The following is an 18938-nucleotide window of genomic DNA, read 5'->3' as shown; positions in this document are numbered from 1 at the left end:
GACAACGGCTTCTCGTAGTCGCTTCCCTTCAGGCGGTTGGTCTCCTCGGAGCGAAGCTCTTGGACCCGCCAAAGGTGGGAGACGTCAGGCTGCGCCGAGGAGTACCCGCGCTCGGTGAAACAGCGCCTCCACTGCATCATCGTTCCCATCAACAATGTCCGGCAGCCGGCCATATGCGAAGCGGTGGCCTGGGCCGGAGTTGCCACCCAGGGCGGCAACTCAGGCTCAGGCCACACGGGGGCCTGTTTCAGCGTGTCGTCCCGGGCAGGGCGCTGGCAGGCTCGGGGGTGTGCTCCTCGGCCACCGGTGGGGCGGTGAGGGTGACCAGGGCCAGTGCTGCGGCCACGAGGAGGAGCCCGGTGGCGGCGGTCATCGCGGCGCCGTATCCGGCGACCAGGGCCTCCCCCATCGGCACCACCTGGTTTTCGGGGGCGCCGGCGACGGTGGCGGCGATCCCGGCCAGCACGGCCAGACCCAGGGCCACGCCGATCTGCTGGGCGGAGTTGAGCAGCGCGGAGGCGATCCCGGCCTTGTCCGGGTCGACACGGTAGACGGCGGCCTGAGTGAGGGTGACCGCAGCAGCCCCGAAGCCGACCGCGAGGAGGAACATCGCCGGGGCGAGATCCACCCAGTAGGTCGCCTGAACGGTGATCGTAGACAGCCAGAACGCCGCCGCGGCGCCCAGCAGCGCACCCAGTGCTGCGATGTAGCGCGGGCCGAGGCGCAGCAGCAGCTTCGGTGCGAGGCCGGCGCCGACGACGATGCCGGCGGCGAAGGGCAACCAGGAGATGCCGGTGCGCAGCGGGCTGTACTGGAGCACCTGCTGCAGGTAGAGGGTGATGACGTAGAAGGTCCCCATCGGCCCGACAGCGACCAGGAGCATGGTGAGGTAGGCCCCGGAGCGGTGGCGGTCACCGAACAGGTCCAACGGCACCAGGGGGTTGCGGCTGCGCGACTGGGTGAGCGTGAACGCGGCCAGGGCCACCACCCCGGCGGCCACGAGGCTCCAGGCGAGGGGGTCGGTGAACCCGTCCTCACCGAACCGGGTGATCGCGTACACCAGGGCGACCATGCCTACGGTGCCCAGCGCTGTCCCGAAGGTGCCGAGTCGGCCGGTGTGCGGCTCGGCGCCGACCAGGGTGCGCGAGCCCAGGAGCACGAGCAGCCCGATCGGGACGTTGATGAAGAACACCCACCGCCAGCCCAGGGTGCCGGTGAGCACCCCACCCAGCAGCAGGCCGACCACGATGCCCAGCCCTGACATCGCCCCGTAGAGCGACAGCGCGTTGTCGCGCATCCTGCGCGTCGAGAAGGTCGTCGCGATCAGGGCCAGGGCATTGGGCGCGGTCATCGCCGCCCCGACCCCCTGCACGGCCCGTGCTGCGATGAGCATCGCTGCGCCCTGCCCGAGGCCGCCGACCAGTGAGGCGACGATGAACACGGCGATGCCGATCTGCAGGGTACGGCGGCGCCCGAACAGGTCCCCGATCCGGCCACCCAGCAGCAGCAGCGCCCCGAACGCGAGGATGTAGGCGTTGACGACCCACGGCAGGTGCACCGCCGGAACCCCGAGCTCGCGCTGGATGGACGGCAGGGCGATGTTCACGACCGAGTCGTCCAGCACCAGCATCAGCTGGGCGGTGGCGATCACCAGCAGCGGGACCAGCCCGCCCCGGGAGCCCCCGGAGGTGTCAGACCGCGCGGTGGCGGAGGCGGCAGCAGGCATCGGAGAGCTCCTCAGGACAGGGGGCACGGCAGTCACCGCGCAATAAGTTGATACCCCTATGGGGTATGTTCACAGGTTCATCCTTACCCCCAGGGGGTACGCATGTCAAACCCTCCAGAGCTTCTGGCATCACTTGACACTGGTACCCCGGGGGGGTACACATGAAGATGTACATATACCCCCTAGGGGTAATCGATCGGGAGGATGACGACCATGACGACCACTCAGTTCCAGGTGACCGGGATGACCTGCGGGCACTGCGAGATGTCGGTGCGCCAGGAGGTCCAGGAGATCCCCGGCGTCGAGTTCGTGGAGGTCAGCCACCAGAGTGGCCGGCTCACCGTCACCAGCACCGAGCTGGTGGATGAGGCGGCAGTGGTGGCCGCGGTGCAGGAGGCCGGCTACCAGGTCGTGCGGTCGGTGTGAACGCCGCCGGACGGCTGGGGGCCTACGCGGCCGGTGTGGTGGTGGTGTTCGCCGGGGCCTTCGCCGCGGCCGGTGCCGTGGTGCCCGCCGAGACGGTGGAGGCCTGGACGCAGCAGACGGAAGGAAGTGCAGTGGAGCAGCACGGAACCGACGAGCACAGCCAGGACCAGGCCCCGGTCGGGACCACCTCCACCGGCTACGCCGACCACCCGCCCCAGGGGGTGACCGTGGAGCAGAGCGGCTACCTCCTCCGGGAGGTCTCCGCCCCGCGCACCACCGAGGAAGCCGGGGAGCTGGCGTTCACGATCACCGGCCCCGACGGGGCTCCGGTCACCGACTACGACACCGAGCACGAGAAGGACCTGCACCTGATCGTGGTGCGCTCCGACGGCGCCCACTACCGCCACGTCCACCCCGTGATGGACGAGGACGGGCGCTGGTCGATGCCCTGGCGGTGGGAGGCGGCCGGCACCTACCGCATCTACGCCGACTTCTCCCCGGCCGGGGACGGGGAGAGCCTGACGCTGACCCGTACCGTGCACGTTGCCGGGGCCTTCGACCCGGCGACCCCGGAGGTGACCGTCGCCGACCAGGTTGACGGATACCAGGTGTCCCTGGAGGGCGGCTTGTCGGCCGGGTCCGACTCCGACCTGGCCATCAGCGTCACCCGGGACGGGGCCCCGATCACCACGCTTCAGCCCTACCTGGGTGCCTACGGGCATCTGGTGGCCCTGCGCGCCGGCGACCTGGCCTACCTGCACGTCCACCCCGAAGGCGTCGAGCCGATCCCCGGGCAGACCTCCGGGCCCGAGGTGGAGTTCGCCACCACGGCCCCGAGCCCGGGCCGGTACTACCTCTACTTCGACTTCCAGGTCGACGGGACCGTCCACACCGCCCAGTTCGCCCTCGACACCACCGACACCACCGGTGGCACTGCCACCGCAAGCAGCACCACCACCGCCGAGCACGGCGGGCACTGACCCCTTCTCAACCATCGGCAGTGGTCCCGGCCGAACAGGCCGGGACCGTCCCGGGAGAAAGAAGCATCCCATGACTGCATCCTCAGCCCCTCCCCCGGCGGTGGGCACCGACCTCGAGCTCGAGATCGGCGGGATGACCTGCGCCTCGTGCGCCCACCGGATCGAGCGCAAGCTCAACAAGCTCGACGGCGTCACTGCCACGGTCAACTACGCCACCGAGAAGGCCCGCATCAGCGCCCCGGCCGGCTACGACCCCCAGCAGCTGATCACCGCGGTGGCCAACGCCGGATACACGGCCCAGCTCCCCGCGATCCCCCAGGAGACCGAGGACGATGCGGCCGATGGTGGGACGGACCGTCGCGACGTGGAGCTGCTGGCCCTGCGCCAACGGTTGATCGGTGCCGCAGCACTGGGGGTCCCGGTGATCGCCATGGCGATGATCCCCGCCCTGCAGTTCCCCCACTGGCAGTGGCTGTCCCTGACCCTGGCCGCCCCGGTGGTCGCCTGGGCCGGGTGGCCCTTCCACAAGGCCGCCGCCACCAACCTGCGCCACGGTGCGGCGACCATGGACACCCTGATCTCGATGGGCACCACCGCCGCGTTCCTGTGGTCGCTCTACGCCCTGTTCCTCGGCACCGCCGGCACCCCGGGCATGAGGCACCCCTTCGAGCTGTCGGTGGCCCCCACCGACGGGGCAGCCAACATCTACCTGGAGGTCGCCGCCGGGGTGATCCTGTTCATCCTCGCCGGGCGGTACTTCGAGAAGCGCTCCAAGCGCCAGGCCGGGGCCGCTCTGCGGGCCCTGCTCGAACTCGGCGCCAAGGACGTGGCCGTGCTGCGCGGCGGGGCCGAGACCAGAATCCCCGTCGAGCAGCTGGCCGTGGGGGATGAGTTCGTGGTCCGGCCCGGGGAGAAGATCGCCACCGACGGTGTGGTTCTCAGCGGCTCCAGTGCGGTGGACGCCTCGATGCTCACCGGCGAGTCCGTGCCCGTGGAGGTCGCCGAGGGCGACCCCGTCACGGGGGCGACCGTCAACGCCGGGGGCCGGCTCGTCGTCCGCGCCACCCGGGTGGGGTCGGACACCCAGCTGGCGCAGATGGCCCGCCTGGTGGAGAACGCCCAGTCCGGCAAGGCCGAGGTCCAGCGGTTGGCCGACCGGATCTCCGGGGTGTTCGTGCCCATCGTCATCGCCCTCGCCGTGGCCACTCTCGCCGCCTGGCTCGGCGCCGGGTTCCCGGCCACGGCGGCGTTCACCGCCGCCGTCGCCGTGCTGATCATCGCCTGCCCGTGCGCCCTGGGCCTGGCCACCCCGACCGCCCTGCTGGTGGGCACCGGCCGCGGGGCGCAGCTGGGCATCCTGATCAAGGGCCCGGAGGTGCTGGAGTCCACCCGCCGCATCGACACGATCGTGCTGGACAAGACCGGCACCGTCACCACCGGCACCATGACCCTCCAGGGCGTCCACACCGCCGACGGCACCAGTGAGACCGAGTTGCTGCGCCTCGCCGGGGCCCTGGAGCACGCCTCCGAGCACCCCATCGCCGGCGCCATCGCCCGCGGCGCCGCCGAGCGGGTCGGGGTCCTGCCCACCCCGGAGGACTTTGCCAACCTCGAAGGCCGCGGCGTCCAGGGCGTGGTCGACGGGCACCTGGTCGTCGTGGGCCGTGAGTCCCTGCTCGCCGAGTGGTCGCTGGCCATGCCTGCTGGCCTGGCTGAGGCCAAGACGGCTGCGGAGGCCACCGGGCAGACCGCCGTGGTCGCCGCCTGGGACGGGAAGGTGCGCGGGGTGCTGGTGGTGGCCGACGCGATCAAGGACACCAGTGCCGAGGCCATCGCCTCCTTCCGCGCCCTGGGCCTGACCCCGGTGCTGCTGACCGGTGACCACCGGGCCGCGGCCGAACAGGTCGCCGCCCAGGTCGGCATCGAGGAGGTCATCGCCGAGGTGCTGCCGGCGGACAAGGTCCGGGTGGTCACCGAGCTGCAGGAGACGGGCAAGGTCGTGGCCATGGTCGGTGACGGCGTCAACGACGCCGCCGCCCTGGCCCAGGCCGACCTGGGCCTGGCCATGGGCACCGGCACCGACGCCGCCATCCAGGCCGCCGACCTCACCCTGGTGCGCGGGGACCTGCGCGCGGCCGCCGACGCGATCCGCCTGGCTCGCAAGACCCTGGCCACGATCAAGACCAACCTCTTCTGGGCCTTCGCCTACAACGTCGCCGCGATCCCGCTGGCCGCCGCCGGGCTGCTCAACCCGATGCTCGCTGGCGCCGCCATGGCCTTCTCCAGTGTCTTCGTGGTCACCAACAGCCTGCGCCTGCGCACCTTCACCAGCCACACGACCACCCCGTCACCGACCGCCACCCGCCCCCGGGTGCGGCAGCCGGTCGACGCCTGAACCCACCCACCGAAAGGAACACCCATGGGAAACACCACCGGAGGCTGCGGGTGCTGCGGCTCCACCGACAACACCACCGGCCCGCAGGAGCTGACCCTGACCGCCAAGCCCGCCGAGGGTGCCAACGACACGGCCGAGTGCCCGGTCATGGCCGGCACCCTCGTCGACAAGGCCGCCGCCGAGGCCGCCGGGCTCTACCGCGACTACGCCGGCCAGCGATACTGGTTCTGCTGCCCCGGCTGCGCCCCGGCCTTCGACGCCGACCCCGCCAAGTACGCGGCAGCCTGACGTACTGAGCACCGCGCCCCGATGGCCCCGGACCGGCCCCACAGCTGGTCCGGGGCCACCTGCTCACTCGGAACCGACTGAAAGACGACAACACCACCATGGACACCACCCCGGCCCCCGACACCACCACCGACACCCCCGCCGCCGAGGGCCACACCACCCACGGCTACATCAGCGACAAGGACCGCTACCTCGCCCGCCTCAAGCGCATCGAGGGCCAGGCCCGCGGCATCGCCCGGATGGTCGACGAGGAGCAGTACTGCATCGACATCCTCACCCAGATCTCCGCACTGACCTCCGCGCTGCGCAACGTCGGACTCGGACTGCTCGACGACCACATGAGGCACTGCGTCGCCGACGCCGCCCAGCTCGGCGGCGAGGCCGCCGACGCCAAGTTCAAAGAAGCCGCCGACGCCATCGCCCGCCTCGTCCGCTCCTGAACCCGCCGCCCTTTCCATTCCCAAGGCGGCCGGATTCCGCAGCCTCACTGGCACATCGCGAGGCACCTCAGAACAACGAGAATCTGGACTGCATGCGGCGTGCATACATTCAGAGGCGCGTACCAGCCCCGCGCTGAGTAGATTCCGCACGTCGACGCTCACAAATTCCAGTAGGTGATGGCAGCGCAATGCTCTGCCGCCTGCACTATGGGATGGCTTCGGAGCCTGCCACCGACAGGAGGTTCCCGGATGCGCCGGTAGGGCGTCGCTCGTGACATGCCCAGGTCACGGGTGAGCTGGGTGGTCGGCTCCCCGCCGTCGATCAGTCGGAGGGCGTTGCGGAGCGGGGGGTCAGTGAAGGTCCGCCGCCGCTCGGCACCCAGGGTGCCTCCTGCGGGAGGACTTCGCCCTGGGCAGCGACCACCCGCCCCCTGGCGCAGACCGGATCACTTGTCGCTTTGGGTGGCCTCGGCTCGGAAGCGCGCACGGTACTGCGAGGGTGAGGTTTTGAAGGCGGCCGAGAAGTTCTGGCGCAGCGTCACGGGACTGCCGATGCCGCAGGCAGCAGCGATGGTGTCGATCGGCCGGTCGGTGGTCTCCAGCAGCCGGCGGGCCTCGTCCAGGCGCCGCATCCGCACCCAGGTGGCTGGGGTGGTGCCGGTCGCCGCCCGGAACGCGCGCACGAAGGTCCGGGTGCTCATGTGCGCTGCGGCGGCCATGTCCTCGATCGACAGGGGCTCGGCCAGATGCCGCCCGGCCCAGTCCATGGTCCGGGAGATCGCGTCGTCGTCGGGCCGGGGAGGCAGGGGGCGCTCGATGTACTGAGCCTGTCCGCCCTCACGGTGCGGGGCGATGACCAGGCTGCGCGCGACCTTGTTCGCCGCCTCGGCTCCGAGGCGTGAGCGGACCAGGTGCAGGCAGGCGTCCAGCCCTGATGCGGTGCCCGCGGAGGTGAGGACGTCGCCGTGGTCGAGGTAGAGCACCGATTCGTCCAGGGCGAGCTCCGGGTGCCGCTGCGCCAGCAGGTCGAAGGCCTGCCAGTGCGTAACCGCCGGGCGCCCGGCGAGCAACCCGGCGTCGGCCACTGGGATCGCCCCGAGGCACAGGCCCACGATCGTCGCCTCGGCGGCATGGGCTGATCTCAGCGTCGCGCGCACCGCCGCACTGGCCGGGCGCCCGTCGAGGAACCACGAGGGCATCACGAGGACGTCCGCGCCTTGGGCGGCGGTGAGGCCTTGGATGCCCTCGATGCCGTACCCCTCCGCGGTGCGGATCCTGCCGGGACGGTCACCGAACAGGAAGGTTTCCCACTCGCCCAGGCCCTGCCGGGCGACCTCGTCGAAGACCATCTGCGGCACTGACAGGTGGAACATGGTGATCCCGTCGAAAGCGTAGATCCCGATTCGCATCCGCTGCCTCTCATAGTTGGCGTGATCCCATCGTACGTCGGCGTTTGCGCCACTGTCGGTTCCATGCGGGTGTCCACAGGATGGAGGGGTGCTCAGCAGCGGCCGCATCCGGCGACCGCCACAACCCCGAGGAGTCTTCCCCATGTCCAGCCCGCAGCGCGCGCTTGTCCTCATCGACGTCCAGCAGGACTACTTCGGCGGTGGCCCGCTGGAAATCCAGCACCCGTCCCCTAGCGAGTCCCTCCCCCGCATCGTCCAGGCGATCGAGGCGGCCCACGCCGCCGGGATCCCCGTGGTCGTGGTCCAGCACATGATGGGTGACGGTGCGCCGGTGTTCGACCCGACCCAGCCCGGCTTCGCACTGCACCCCGAGGTGGCTCAGCGCCGCAGCGAGACCTGGAAGACCGTGGTGAAGCAGTACGGCTCCGTCTATGCCGACACCGACGTCGCCACCTGGTTGCGCGAGCAGGGAGTCGACACCGTCACGCTGGTCGGATACATGACGAACAACTGCGTCCTGGGCTCGGCCGTCGAGGGAGAGGCCTTGGGCTTCACCACCGAGGTGCTCGCCGACGCCACGGGCGCGGTCAACCTCGCCAATGAGGCCGGCTCCGTCGACGCCGAGACCGTGCACACCACGCTCATGACCCTGCTGCACTCCAACTGGGCCGCCGTCGCCTCGACGGACGACTGGGTCCAGGCGCTGAACTCCCGGCAGCCCCTGCCGGGCAGCGACCTGGGCAGCTCCGCGGTCGCAGGCGCCCAGCAGCACGCCGCCGTGGTCTGACGTTCCGCCGGAGCGTGGCCTACGCACTGATCACCACTGCCATCCCGCAGGGCGTCTTCCGACCACGTCGGAGGCGCCCTGCCGAGGCAGGTGCTCCCGTCGAGATCCGGCGAGCCCTCGATCGCGCTCTGGGCCCCGGCTTCGGACGTCTCGTCCTGGACGGCACCCCGGCGGCGCGCCCCCGAAGATTCAGGGGACGGGGGTGAGGGAGAGCAGCCGGGTGATGCGGTGGGCGGCGTCCTGGACAGCACCGGCGAGGGTGTCGAGGTCGAGGTGGGGGACGCGGAAGCGGGCGACAGTGGCGGTGATCGAGCCGGCAACGGTGCCGTCGATGAAGTAGGGGGCGCTGAGGCCGTAGGCGTCGGGGATGCGTTCACCGTCGGCGGTGGCCCAGCCGCGGTCGCGGATGGCCTGTAGATCCTCGGCCAGGGTCTGGCGGTCGGTGCGGGTGCGCTCGGTCAGCGGTGCCAGCTCGAGGTGCTCGAGGGTGCCGGGCGGGCAGTGGGCGAGGATGGCCTTGCCGGCGGCCCCGGCGTAGAGCGGGATGGTCACCCCGGAGGCCAGCCCGTAGTGCAGGGGCTGGACGCCGTTGATCACGGTAGTCATCTCGGCGGTGCCGGTGGCGGGACTGTAAGAACAACGGTGTGTGAGGGTCCGGCCTGATCCGAAAGGAGACGGCCGTGTCAGAGTCCACGACCGAGATGACAGGCACGATGATCGATCCCGTGACCGGAGAGATCATCGATCAGAAGGAACTCGCCGAGCGGCTGCTCGCCCAAGCCAAGGAGCAGGGCGTGAGCCTGGTCGGGCCCGGCGGCCTGCTGAACCAGCTCACGAAGAACGTTCTCGAGACCGCCCTGGAAGCCGAGCTGACCGAGCACCTCGGGCACGACCACGGGCAGACCCCGATCGCGGCCAACATGCGCAACGGCACGAGGTCAAAGACCGTGCTGACCGAGATCGGCCCGGTCGAGATCGAGGTGCCCTTCGGACCGGGACGGGTCCTTCGAGCCGGTGATCGTGCCCAAACGGAAGCGGCGCCTGGACGGGATCGACCAGATCGTGCTCTCCCTGTCGGCCCGCGGGTTGACCACCGGGGAGATCGCCGTGCACTTTGAGGAGGTCTACGGGGCGAAGGTCTCCAAGGACACCATCAGCCGGATTACCGAGAAGGTCGCCGGTGAGCTGGCCGAGTGGTCCTCCCGTCCGCTGGACCCGCTCTATCCGGTGCTCTTCGTCGACGCGATCGTGGTGAAGGTCCGCGACGGGCAGGTGCGCAATACGCCGTTCTACGTCGTCATGGGCGTGACCGTGCACGGGGAACGCGAGATCCTCGGGATCTGGGCCGGTGACGGCGCCGAGGGTGCCCGGTTCTGGCTGCAGGTCTTCTCCGAGCTGAAGAACCGGGGCGTCGAGGATGTGCTCATCGGAAGTCTGCGACGGGCTCAAGGGCCTCCCGGAGGCGATCACGACCACCTGGGATCGCACGTCTCGTGCAGCAGTGCATCGTGCACCTGATCCGCAACAGCTTCCGCTACGCCGGCCGCCAGCACCGCGACGGGATCGTCAAGGCGCTCAAGCCCGTCTACACCGCCCCGAGCGAGGCCGCGGCGAAGGACCGGTTCGCTTCAGTTCAAGGCTGAGTGGGGCCAGCGGTATCCGGCGATCGTGCAGCTGTGGGAGTCCTCCTGGGCTTCAGTTCGTGCCGTTTCTGGAGTACGACGTGGAGATCCGCTTCGGTGATCTGCACGACGAACGCGATCGAGTCGATCAACGCCCGCTACAGACGAGCCGTGCGGGCACGGGGACACTTCCCGCACGAGCAGGCCGCGCTGAAATGCCTATACCTGGTCACTCGGTCCCTTGACCCCACCGGCGGCGGCAGAGCACGGTGGGTGATGAGGTGGAAGCCGGCGCTGAACGCGTTCGCTATCACCTTCGCCGGACGGTTCGAGAGAACCGCTCACTGATGAAAACCGCCGGACCCCACACACCGTTTATCGGACAGTCCCAGTTCTGGTGGCAGTAGGGACAGTAGCCGATCAGGGCGATGACGGCGATCTGAAGTTCGGCCAGCAGTTGGTAGAGGCTCAGACCGCCGGTGGCGCTTTTGGATCCGTCTCCAGGCGCAGGGTGGTGGCGAACAGGTGGGCGGCGATGACCAGGGTCGCGTGGTGGTGCCACCCGGGCCAGGAGCGGCCCTCGAAGTGGTCGAGTCCAAGTCTGTGCTTGAGTTCGCGGTAGTCGTGCTCGATCCGCCAGAGGATCTTCGCCAGGCGCACCAGTTCGACCAGCGGGCTGTCCTCGGACAGCGTCGAGAGCCAGTAGTCGGTGGGCTCGGGGGCACCGGCTGGCCATTCGGCGACCAACCACACGATCGGCAGGGACCCGTCGTCGTTGCGCGGGATGGCCAGGGGCAGTTCGCGGATGCCGCGGTACATAGTCGCCCGGGACATCCCCCGGTCCCGGGCGACCTGGGTGGCCGGCTCCCCCGCCTCAGTCAGCCGCAAAGCGTTGCGGACCGGGGAATCGGTGAACGTGGGTGCCGCCCGCCGAGGTCCTTGTCGGCAGCTCAGCGCCTGCCCTCCAAGTCGGTGATCGGCTGCCGTTCAATTTCCAGCTCCATCTGGGCGGAGACAGAGATCGCTGTGAAGACCAACGAGCCCATCGGAGTATGGGTGTCCACGTCTGCCCACCGTGGCTCAGCACCGGCAGACCTGCTCCCCAGCCGACGCCACCTGCCGATCAATTTCCTCCCCACCCACAGGGGAGCTCCTCCAGCGACTGGAGACGCATAAGACCTGACTGGGCCCGCGTCGGGAAGCGTCAGCTCCTGCACGCAGCCAGTCAGCACGGTGCACCTACCCACGACCGCGTGATACGCCGGCGGCCCGGCGCAGGTGGTGACCCGGTCCTCTAGCCTGTTGCCACGCACCATTCACCCAGCGGAAGGCACGCCCATGGCCACCTGGCTCATCACCGGCTGCTCCACCGGACTCGGTCGAGCGTTCGCCGAGGCCGTGCTCGCCCACGGCGACAACGCCGTCGTCACCGCCCGCGACGCGGCGAAGATCCAGGACCTCGCCGACGCCCACCCCGACACCGCACTGACCCTCCCCCTCGACGTCACCGACGACGAACAGGTCACCGCCGCCGTGGCCGCCGCGGAGGAACGCTTCGGCGCGGTCGACGTCCTGGTCAACAACGCCGGCTACGGCTACCGGGCCGCTGTCGAAGAGGGCGAGGACGGAGCCGTCCACCAGCTCTTCGACACGCACGTGTTCGGCACGGTGCGCACGATCAAAGCGGTGCTGCCGGGGATGCGGGCCCGCCGCTGCGGCACGATCGTGAACATCTCCTCGATCGGCGCACGGACCGGCCCGGAGGGCTCCGGCTACTACTCGGCCGTCAAGGCCGCGGTCGAGGCACTGACGCTGTCGATGCGCAAGGAACTCGCTCCGCTGGGCATCACCGCGATGGTCGTCGAACCCGGCGGGTTCCGCACCGACTTCGCCGGCCGGTCCCTCACACAGTCGGCCGCGCCGGTCGCCGACTACGCCCAGACCGCAGGCACACGCCGCAAGGAGCACGACACCGTCCACGGCACGCAGAAGGGCGACCCGGCCAAGGCCGCCGCCGCACTGATCACGGCCGTCGAGTCCGAGGCGGCGCCGTACCTGTTGCTGCTGGGCAACGACGCCTCCGACGGGTTCCGGACCGCACTGGAGGCGCTGCGCACCGAGGTCGACACCTGGGAGTCCCTCAGCCGCAGCACCGACTTCCACACCTGAGGTAAAAGGACCACCGACCACACGCTGCGCCACTGGCCCGCCCCATAATTCACTGTTCCCGGACACGTCGACCCAAGGAATGACCATGTCGATCCCCCACCAGCGCTGGACCACACCCGTCACCGATGAGTTCCTGCACGGCGTTGTGGAGCTGGAGCGCACGGATATCGGGGTGCTCCCGCACCGTCTCCCCGCCTGGGCCAGGAACCAGACCGACGATCCACGCCTGGCCATGGTGGAGTCCCAGCCCTCGGGAGCGCGACTGCTCTTCTCGACCGAGGGCAGCTGCATCGAACTCCGGGGACGCGCCACCCGTTTCCGGTACGAGGGAGCACCACCACAACCGGACGGCGTCTTCGACCTGGTGGTCGAGGGCCACCACATCCAGCGGGCTAGCCTCGACACCGCGACCGTGGTGAGCATCGACATGACCACCGGCGCCAGGCAGACCATATCGGGAAAGATCGGCGGCGTCGTCTTCGACGGTCTGCCTCAGGGGCCGAAGACGGTCGAGCTCTGGCTGCCGCACAACGAGACCGTGGAACTGGTCGAGGTTCGCTCCGACGCCCCCATCCGACCGGTACGGGATCCACGCCCGGTGTGGTTGCACCACGGCAGCTCGATCAGTCATGGTTCCAACGCGGTGCACCCCACCGGCATCTGGCCGGTGGTCGCCGCGATGCGGGCTGGCCTTAATCTGCTCAACCTCGGGTTCGGGGGCAGCGCGTTACTCGATCCGTTCACCGCCCGCACTATCCGCGACACCCCTGCCGACCTGATCAGCGTCAAGCTCGGCATTAATCTGGTCAATCTCGATCTGATGAGACTGCGAGCCTTCACACCGGCAGTGCACGGGTTCCTCGACACGATCCGCGACGGTCACCCTCGCACTCCGTTGCTGGTGGTCTCGCCCATCCTGTGCCCGATCCATGAACACACTCCAGGACCCGGCGCCTTCGATCCGCAGGCCCTGGCCCGAGGGGATGTGCAGTTCCAGGCGACCGGTGATCCTAGCGAGGTCGCGGCCGGCAAGCTCACGCTGACGGTCATCCGCGAACAGCTGGCGCGGATTGTGGCGGAGCGGGCACAGGATGATCCGTACCTGTTCTACCTCGACGGGCGTGAGTTGTACGGGTATTCCGACGCGCGGGAGTTTCCGTTGCCCGATGCTCTCCACCCCGACCCCGCCACGCACCTACGGATGGGCAAGCGCTTCGCCGACCTCGCGTTCGGCGAGGGTGCGCCCCTGGCAACCGATCGGCGCCTGGACTGACCCGGGGTTCCAGGACGCGGTCAGGAAGCCGGGCAAGATCGGCGGGACGGGCGTTCCAGCAAATCCAACAGCTCATATTGGGTGTCCGACAACTGAACCGTCTGGGCAGCGGAACGGGACTGAAGAACGATCAGATGTCTCCTGCTCACACTTCAGTGCCAGCTCTCTGACACATCGGTCGTTGTCATTCCTTGGGCGTTGGAGCAGACGTCTCCTGCGTCATAGGTCACGGCAGTCAGCGCGTCCTTCGGCCCCGTATGCCTGTGGCCCGCTCCCTCGATGGGGCGGGCCACAGGCCGACAAAGTTACCGAGGGACCCGGTCAAGCCGGTGGGTGGGGTGTGTTCCCGGTTCCCTCCTTCGGGATGAAGTCTGTCGAGCGGATGACCGCCGGAGCCGGCTCCGTGGGGCGGGAGTCCACATCTGGCATCCTGAGCGCGAAGCCGCCGAGCAGCACGATCGTCTGCGGGGCTGGAGGAACGCGGTCAGGACAGCATGGCCACGATGGTGCTCGCCTGATGACGCAACACCTCCGCCGCCGAGGGGGTCAGGGCGTCCGGCTTTTTCGGGGCCTCCAGGTGCCGTTGAAACCGTTCGAGTGCCTCAGCGGCCTCGGTCGGCCGATTGGCGTCGAGGTGGTGCTGAGCCGTGGCCAGCGTGTTGGTGAGCTGGTTCGCGATGGGTCCAGCCACCGCACCGTCGCTGATGTAGTCCTGCAGTACGCGGTCCAGGGCCGGCAGGGCACCAGGCGCCCAGTAGTCCGGTACGGGCACCTTTGACCAGTCGATGTCCGAGGCGAGGTAGAAGCCCGTGTAGGAGGGCTGGTTGTACGACGTTTGCTGGCGGGCCACCTCGGCCCGGTACTGCGGGTCGTGCATGAGCGTGTGCAGCCTGCGGTCCGTCACCTCGGTGCTGAGGTAGATGCGGATCGCCGAGCTGTCGGCGGTGCGCACAAGCAGCTCCTCGCGCCAGTCGCCCTGGACGTCGGCCACCAGGGAGGGATTGCCCTTGGTGCCATTGTTGGTTCGAGTGCCTGCGGCCGTGAGGAGACGCCCGTGCTGCCAGTCATCGATCGTTACGTCTTGGTCCCCGGACCCGTTCACGATCTGGGTCGTCATGTCCGCGGCCCACCGGATGCTCTGGTTGGTGCCCGGGACCGTGTCCAAGAGGTGTTCGCCCGTCGCACTGTGCACACCGAGGGCGCCAGAGCCACCGGGCATGTTGGCCCAGGACTCGACACCTCGAGACTCCGGTACGACGTCACCGATCATGCCTCGGCCGGTATCTCGCCCGGAGTACGTGCCGAAGAGCAGCTTCCCGTCCTCCGCTTGACGCATCGCCATGCCGTACGGCGCCGACGTGCCGTTCTCGTGGACGGTGAAAATCTCCAGACCAGGGCGATCAGGGTCGATGTCGGTGACGTGCATGGCATCACCGTGGCCGAAGCCGGCAGATGTTCCCGGCGCCTTGCTTCCCGCCGGCAGCAGGCCGGAGGAACTGTAGAGCAGGGAGCCGTCGTGGTCGATCGTGGCCGAGCCGTAGACGACCTCGTGCTTGCCGTCGCCGTCGACGTCGGCGGCGCTGAGGGAGTGGAAGCCCTGACTTGCGATGGACCCGAATTCCGGGTCGGTGCCGGGCGTCCCGTGCGGGGCGGCATTGAACGGGTTGTCCATCGGTGTCCAGCCGCTGTCGACGGTCCAACGCTGGCTCAACTGCTCCCCGTCCCAGTCGTAGGCAACGATCGCCGAGCGGGTGTAATAGCCCCGCGCGAAAATCGCCGTGGGCCTGCGCCCGTCGAGGTAGGCCACTCCGGCGAGAAAGCGGTCGACGCGGTTGCCCGGCTCGATCCGGGCCAGAGCGTAATCGCCCCACCTCAGCCCGTCGTCGGAGCGGCCGGGCTCGTAGTGGACGGTCTGCAACTCCCGACCCGTGGCCCCGTCGAAGACGGTGAGGTACTCCGGGCCGGTGAGGATGAACCCCTCGAAGGTGCGCAGGTCATTGCGGGCGCTACGCGCGGGGGCGTAGACGTCGATGAAGTGATCGACCAGCGCCTCGGCATCGGCTCGGCCCAGCGGATAGTCGTAACGCGCCTCGATACCGAAGGCCTCTTCGAGGGTGGCGGGCCAGCGCCCGGCCACCACCTCGGGGTGCTCGTGCCAGCCGAGGAACATTTGCACGAGGTGCTCCTCATAATCGGCGGCGCTCATCCGGTAGTCGTCGTCGTGCGAGTGACCGGCCGCGACGTCCCCGGCCGGCAAGGTGATGAACTGCTCGCCCACCGGCTCACCATCGGCATAGGTGGTGGTGCGGGTGCCGGGGGCGGTCTTGAGCATGACCTCGGACCGGCCGTCACCGTCGAAGTCGTTGACGAGAAACTGGGTGTAGTGCGCGCCGGCGCGGACGTTGACGCCCAGGTCAATGCGGTGCAGGAGGGTGCCGTCGGCCTCGTAGGTGTCGATGTAGACGTTGCCCGTGTAGCCCTTCTGGGACACGTCCTTGGAGTTCGACGGATCCCACTTCACGACGTACTCGTACTGGCCGTCACCGTCCACGTCCCCCACGCTCATGTCATTGGCCGCGTAGGTGTAGGTCTCGCCGGTCGGGGTGAGCCCGTCGGCGGGTCGCTGCAGCGGGATCTCGCCATAGGCTTTTTCCCAGGGACGCACCTGAGCACTGACGTCGACCTCGACACCGTCGACGACCGCGACCACGCGATACCCGGCATCCGCATCACCACTGTTGTCGAGGTAGTTCGTGCTGTCGGTGACGGTCGCGACCAGCGCGTCATCGCGGTAGACGCGGAAGTCGGGGCCGGTCATGCCCTCCTCGGAGTGACCGGTCGCCTCGTGGCCGAGCAACCGCCAACTGAGGAAGATACCTTCGGTGGTCGGCACCGCCACCAGCCCGCGGTCCAGGTGTTCGAGCTGGGGCCTTGATGACGTGTCGGTCTGTGCAGGTGCCGTCGGAGCGCCGTGAGCAGTCGCGGGAAGTCCGAGGAGCAAGAGCGCGGCAATCGACCCTCCGGCAATCAGAGGAATTCGACGGTTTTTAGCGGGGGGTATCAGCATGGTGTCCTTTGATCGAAGCTAAGACTCAGGAGTGTCTCGGAGAAAAGGTTCCCTGGGTTTAGGGTGATTCATATAATTTGGAAAATTGTTATGAACTGGCTGAAATTTCGAGATGCCCTCGTGGTTTCGTAGATGCATGCCTAAGCGGGGTTGCGTCCGCTCTCATCGGTAAGCCCGGCCGTGCATGTGAGCAATCGAACGGTGTTCTGATGAGGTAGTTCCCCGGGGTTCAGTGATAAACCGGAAGTAGCGTCCCCGCTGGCCGTCATCCCCGTCCCCCGGCCCGCCGGGTGTCCTTTTTCTCACGCAATGATCGTCCCGTACGGTTACTTTCACCTGTCTTCTGGAGCACTTTTTTGAGTTTGCAGCAGTTTTTTGACGGCCGCCGTCCTGCGGCCATAGGCACCCCGGTGCGAGTCTTCCCTGCCGTCGCCGCCACCCCGCGCCTACCTGAGCAGAGGTGGTGGAACAACCCGCTGGGTGTCCTGCCAGCCACGGTAGCTATTTCCACTGCCCTCGCCTTCCTTCCGGGCCTGCTGGCGTTGACCGGCCTGGTGGCCCTGGCGATTGGCTTCGCCCTGGCTGTCGTGGAATCGATTAGTTACATCTCCTGGCCGGAAAGTCGGAACAAAGCCGCCGCTGAAGGTATTTGGGTAGCCCGCCAGTCGGGATACCGGGTCTGGGTTCATCAAGGCGGCATACGCTGGATCGACCCGGACGGGATAGTCAAGGTTGCGATAATTGTGCGCGGAGACACCGGTTGGGACCTGGTGCTCACCGACCAGAACGCCATCGGCAACTTCGTTTTCTAAACCCACGAGCCCCAGGCCAGGCTCCGAGCTTGCAGTTCGAAGCTTGGGCCGGAGAGATTCCGGTCGCCATGCGTTGAGAGCTACCGGAGGACACCGGGTGCGGGGGAAATGGTTCCTATCCGAGCAGGATGACGTCCAGTCTGCGCGGCCCGTGCACGCCCTCGACCCGCTCGAGCTCGATGTCCGAGGTCGCGGACGGCCCCGAGATCATCGTGACGGGCGCGGTGGGGGTGATCCGGGACAGCGCCTCGGGGATCAGCTCGACCACCGAGGCCAGCGGCACCACGCAGATGTGGTGGTCCGGCACCAGGGTGATGGCGCGCCGGCCCTCCTCGGGGCGGCCGGTGAGGAAGATCGTGCCGGTCTCCGCGCAGGAGACGGTCGAGGACGTCACCACGGCGTCCACCGCGTTGAGCTCGCGCACTCCCAGGGCCGCGGGCTCGCGGGCGTCGTCGGGGTCCACGATCGCATGCCGGGCGGCGGTGTCCTCCGGCAGCCAGGAGGGGTCCAGCCCGGCGGGCACCACGTACCGGGCGGAGGCCCCGAGCAGCTGCGCGATCCTCCCGGGGAGGGACGCGGCGGTCTCGTGGTGGACGCCGGCCTTGTAGTCGAGGAGCCGGTCCTCGAGCATCCCGACCACCTCCTCGCGCGGGCGCTCCGAGCAGACGCGGTAGTCGCGCCGCACCTCGGGGACTGCCGGGGCGTCGTGCAGCGCCCCGCGGATGCGGGCGAGGATCTCGGTCTTCGCGTTGGTCATCGTGAACTTCCGCCGTTCGGGTTGTCTTCCGGGGTCCCGCCTTCCGGGCCGCCCTTGGTGGTGTCGAAGGTGCCGCCCGCATCGGGACCCATGGCAGGGCCTCCATCGGCGGTCACCCGCTGCTCGGTTTCGCCGGCGTGGCCGGCCCACCAGTTCCGGAAGGACTCCCTGGGCGGGGCGGGGAGGTCCCGTTGCTCGGTCCAGCCGCCGGCCACCCCGGGCAGCCAGGAGATCGCGCGGTCCCGGCCGGCCACCGCCCGCCCCAGGGGCAGCCCCTTCTCGGCGAGGGCCATGCGTTGACCGGAGGACATCACGACCGAGGCCCCCTTCATCATCAGGTCCATCTGGGATGGGACCCGCGGTGAGGGTTTGCTGCGGACGTCTTCGTCGCGCAGGTGGACGAGGATCTCGGGGATGTTGATTTTCACCGGGCACACGTCGTAGCACGCCCCGCACAGCGAGGACGCGTAGGGCAGGGACGCGTTCTGCTCGGAGGTGATGCCGGTGAGCTGCGGGGACAGGATCGCCCCGATCGGGCCCGGGTAGGTCGAGCCGTAGGCGTGGCCGCCGGTCTGCTCGTAGACCGGGCACACGTTCAGGCACGCGGAGCAGCGGATGCAGTGCAGCGCCGAGCGGCCTTCCGGGTCGGAGAGCACCGCCGAGCGGCCGTTGTCGAGCAGCACCACGTGCACCTCCTGCGGCCCGTCGCCGGGGGTCACCCCGGTCCACAGGGAGGTGTACGGGTTCATCCGCTCGCCCGTGGAGGAGCGCGGGAGCAGCTGGAGGA

Annotated in this window: 17 protein-coding genes and 2 pseudogenes; 12 read left to right on the top strand and 7 right to left on the bottom strand. The window is 68.9% G+C overall.

Going from position 1 to position 18938, the window contains the following annotated elements:
* Positions 1 to 247: 247 nt before the first annotated feature.
* The gene (locus M3185_RS15655; protein ID WP_251334605.1) at positions 248 to 1726 is read right to left on the bottom strand and encodes an MFS transporter; all 1479 of its coding nucleotides are present in this window, start codon (positions 1724 to 1726) and stop codon (positions 248 to 250) included.
* A gap of 213 nt (positions 1727 to 1939) precedes the next feature.
* Here M3185_RS15655 and M3185_RS15650 point away from each other — a divergent pair, with 213 nt between their 5' ends.
* The 5 genes from M3185_RS15650 to M3185_RS15630 all read left to right on the top strand — a co-directional run bounded on the left by M3185_RS15650 (position 1940) and on the right by M3185_RS15630 (position 6255).
* The gene (locus tag M3185_RS15650; protein WP_251334604.1) at positions 1940 to 2152 is read left to right on the top strand and encodes a heavy-metal-associated domain-containing protein; all 213 of its coding nucleotides are present in this window, start codon (positions 1940 to 1942) and stop codon (positions 2150 to 2152) included.
* A complete protein-coding gene (locus M3185_RS15645; protein WP_251334603.1) occupies positions 2149 to 3132 on the top strand; it encodes a heavy-metal-associated domain-containing protein in 984 nt (327 codons plus the stop codon). The genes M3185_RS15650 and M3185_RS15645 overlap by 4 nt, the downstream gene beginning before the upstream one ends.
* A 70-nt stretch (positions 3133 to 3202) precedes the next feature.
* A complete protein-coding gene (locus M3185_RS15640; RefSeq protein WP_251334602.1) occupies positions 3203 to 5527 on the top strand; it encodes a heavy metal translocating P-type ATPase in 2325 nt (774 codons plus the stop codon).
* Positions 5528 to 5551: 24 nt separating this feature from the next.
* Entirely contained in the window at positions 5552 to 5815 is a 264-nt protein-coding gene (locus M3185_RS15635; protein ID WP_251334601.1) for a YHS domain-containing protein, read from the top strand.
* A 98-nt stretch (positions 5816 to 5913) separates the two neighbouring features.
* Entirely contained in the window at positions 5914 to 6255 is a 342-nt protein-coding gene (locus M3185_RS15630) for a metal-sensitive transcriptional regulator (protein WP_251334600.1), read from the top strand.
* A 446-nt stretch (positions 6256 to 6701) separates the two neighbouring features.
* On the opposite strand, the gene M3185_RS15620 is transcribed toward M3185_RS15630, so the two are convergent.
* On the bottom strand, positions 6702 to 7664 hold the full coding sequence (locus M3185_RS15620) for a GlxA family transcriptional regulator (protein ID WP_251334599.1): 963 nt from the start codon (positions 7662 to 7664) through the stop codon (positions 6702 to 6704).
* Between the two features lie 142 nt (positions 7665 to 7806).
* On the opposite strand from M3185_RS15620, the gene M3185_RS15615 reads away from it, so the two are divergent.
* Positions 7807 to 8451: an isochorismatase family protein gene (locus M3185_RS15615; protein ID WP_251334598.1), complete on the top strand. Its 645-nt coding sequence runs from the start codon at positions 7807 to 7809 to the stop codon at positions 8449 to 8451.
* Positions 8452 to 8640: 189 nt separating this feature from the next.
* On the opposite strand, the gene M3185_RS15610 is transcribed toward M3185_RS15615, so the two are convergent.
* Positions 8641 to 9057: an IclR family transcriptional regulator gene (locus M3185_RS15610; protein ID WP_251334597.1), complete on the bottom strand. Its 417-nt coding sequence runs from the start codon at positions 9055 to 9057 to the stop codon at positions 8641 to 8643.
* A 74-nt stretch (positions 9058 to 9131) separates the two neighbouring features.
* On the opposite strand from M3185_RS15610, the gene M3185_RS15605 reads away from it, so the two are divergent.
* The 3 genes and pseudogenes from M3185_RS15605 to M3185_RS15595 all read left to right on the top strand — a co-directional run bounded on the left by M3185_RS15605 (position 9132) and on the right by M3185_RS15595 (position 10421).
* Positions 9132 to 9569, top strand: coding sequence for a transposase (locus M3185_RS15605; RefSeq protein ID WP_251334596.1), 438 nt, complete (start codon positions 9132 to 9134; stop codon positions 9567 to 9569).
* Positions 9472 to 9969: an IS256 family transposase gene (locus M3185_RS15600; protein WP_251334595.1), complete on the top strand. Its 498-nt coding sequence runs from the start codon at positions 9472 to 9474 to the stop codon at positions 9967 to 9969. Before M3185_RS15605 ends, M3185_RS15600 begins: the two co-directional genes overlap by 98 nt.
* Positions 9945 to 10421: pseudogene (locus M3185_RS15595) on the top strand (transposase). Before M3185_RS15600 ends, M3185_RS15595 begins: the two are co-directional and overlap by 25 nt.
* Before the next feature lie 120 nt (positions 10422 to 10541).
* Here the strand turns inward: M3185_RS15595 and M3185_RS15590 are convergent.
* A pseudogene (locus M3185_RS15590) lies at positions 10542 to 10859 on the bottom strand (transposase); the annotation flags it as partial.
* Positions 10860 to 11411: 552 nt separating this feature from the next.
* On the opposite strand from M3185_RS15590, the gene M3185_RS15580 reads away from it, so the two are divergent.
* The gene (locus M3185_RS15580) at positions 11412 to 12242 is read left to right on the top strand and encodes an oxidoreductase (RefSeq protein WP_251334594.1); all 831 of its coding nucleotides are present in this window, start codon (positions 11412 to 11414) and stop codon (positions 12240 to 12242) included.
* Between the two features lie 85 nt (positions 12243 to 12327).
* On the top strand, positions 12328 to 13515 hold the full coding sequence (locus M3185_RS15575) for an SGNH/GDSL hydrolase family protein (protein ID WP_251334593.1): 1188 nt from the start codon (positions 12328 to 12330) through the stop codon (positions 13513 to 13515).
* A 484-nt stretch (positions 13516 to 13999) separates the two neighbouring features.
* Here M3185_RS15575 and M3185_RS15570 read toward each other — a convergent pair whose 3' ends face one another.
* The gene (locus M3185_RS15570; protein ID WP_251334592.1) at positions 14000 to 16582 is read right to left on the bottom strand and encodes a rhamnogalacturonan lyase; all 2583 of its coding nucleotides are present in this window, start codon (positions 16580 to 16582) and stop codon (positions 14000 to 14002) included.
* 356 nt (positions 16583 to 16938) lie between these two features.
* On the opposite strand from M3185_RS15570, the gene M3185_RS15565 reads away from it, so the two are divergent.
* A complete protein-coding gene (locus M3185_RS15565) occupies positions 16939 to 17394 on the top strand; it encodes a hypothetical protein (RefSeq protein WP_251334591.1) in 456 nt (151 codons plus the stop codon).
* A gap of 115 nt (positions 17395 to 17509) precedes the next feature.
* Here M3185_RS15565 and M3185_RS15560 read toward each other — a convergent pair whose 3' ends face one another.
* Positions 17510 to 18151, bottom strand: coding sequence for a LutC/YkgG family protein (locus M3185_RS15560; protein WP_251334590.1), 642 nt, complete (start codon positions 18149 to 18151; stop codon positions 17510 to 17512).
* On the bottom strand, positions 18148 to 18938 hold a 791-nt coding region (locus tag M3185_RS15555), incomplete at its 5' end, for a 4Fe-4S dicluster domain-containing protein (RefSeq protein ID WP_251334589.1). The genes M3185_RS15555 and M3185_RS15560, both read right to left, overlap by 4 nt.

Origin of the sequence: Kocuria rosea (genome assembly GCF_023715525.1) — a bacterium.
GTDB lineage: Bacteria > Actinomycetota > Actinomycetes > Actinomycetales > Micrococcaceae > Kocuria > Kocuria rosea_A.
Note: the sequence above shows the minus strand (reverse complement) of the source record. Positions and strands in the feature narration are given on the sequence as shown.

What these genes read in the sequence shown, in the direction of transcription:
- M3185_RS15620 (WP_251334599.1), bottom strand. Translation starts at nt 7,664, where the DNA reads ATGCGAATCGGGATCTACGCTTTCGACGGGATCACCATGTTCCACCTG.
- M3185_RS15650 (WP_251334604.1), top strand. Translation starts at nt 1,940, where the DNA reads ATGACGACCACTCAGTTCCAGGTGACCGGGATGACCTGCGGGCACTGC.
- M3185_RS15610 (WP_251334597.1), bottom strand. Translation starts at nt 9,057, where the DNA reads ATGACTACCGTGATCAACGGCGTCCAGCCCCTGCACTACGGGCTGGCC.
- M3185_RS15560 (WP_251334590.1), bottom strand. Translation starts at nt 18,151, where the DNA reads ATGACCAACGCGAAGACCGAGATCCTCGCCCGCATCCGCGGGGCGCTG.
- M3185_RS15575 (WP_251334593.1), top strand. Translation starts at nt 12,328, where the DNA reads ATGTCGATCCCCCACCAGCGCTGGACCACACCCGTCACCGATGAGTTC.
- M3185_RS15615 (WP_251334598.1), top strand. Translation starts at nt 7,807, where the DNA reads ATGTCCAGCCCGCAGCGCGCGCTTGTCCTCATCGACGTCCAGCAGGAC.
- M3185_RS15635 (WP_251334601.1), top strand. Translation starts at nt 5,552, where the DNA reads ATGGGAAACACCACCGGAGGCTGCGGGTGCTGCGGCTCCACCGACAAC.
- M3185_RS15570 (WP_251334592.1), bottom strand. Translation starts at nt 16,582, where the DNA reads ATGCTGATACCCCCCGCTAAAAACCGTCGAATTCCTCTGATTGCCGGA.
- M3185_RS15580 (WP_251334594.1), top strand. Translation starts at nt 11,412, where the DNA reads ATGGCCACCTGGCTCATCACCGGCTGCTCCACCGGACTCGGTCGAGCG.
- M3185_RS15640 (WP_251334602.1), top strand. Translation starts at nt 3,203, where the DNA reads ATGACTGCATCCTCAGCCCCTCCCCCGGCGGTGGGCACCGACCTCGAG.
- M3185_RS15655 (WP_251334605.1), bottom strand. Translation starts at nt 1,726, where the DNA reads ATGCCTGCTGCCGCCTCCGCCACCGCGCGGTCTGACACCTCCGGGGGC.
- M3185_RS15630 (WP_251334600.1), top strand. Translation starts at nt 5,914, where the DNA reads ATGGACACCACCCCGGCCCCCGACACCACCACCGACACCCCCGCCGCC.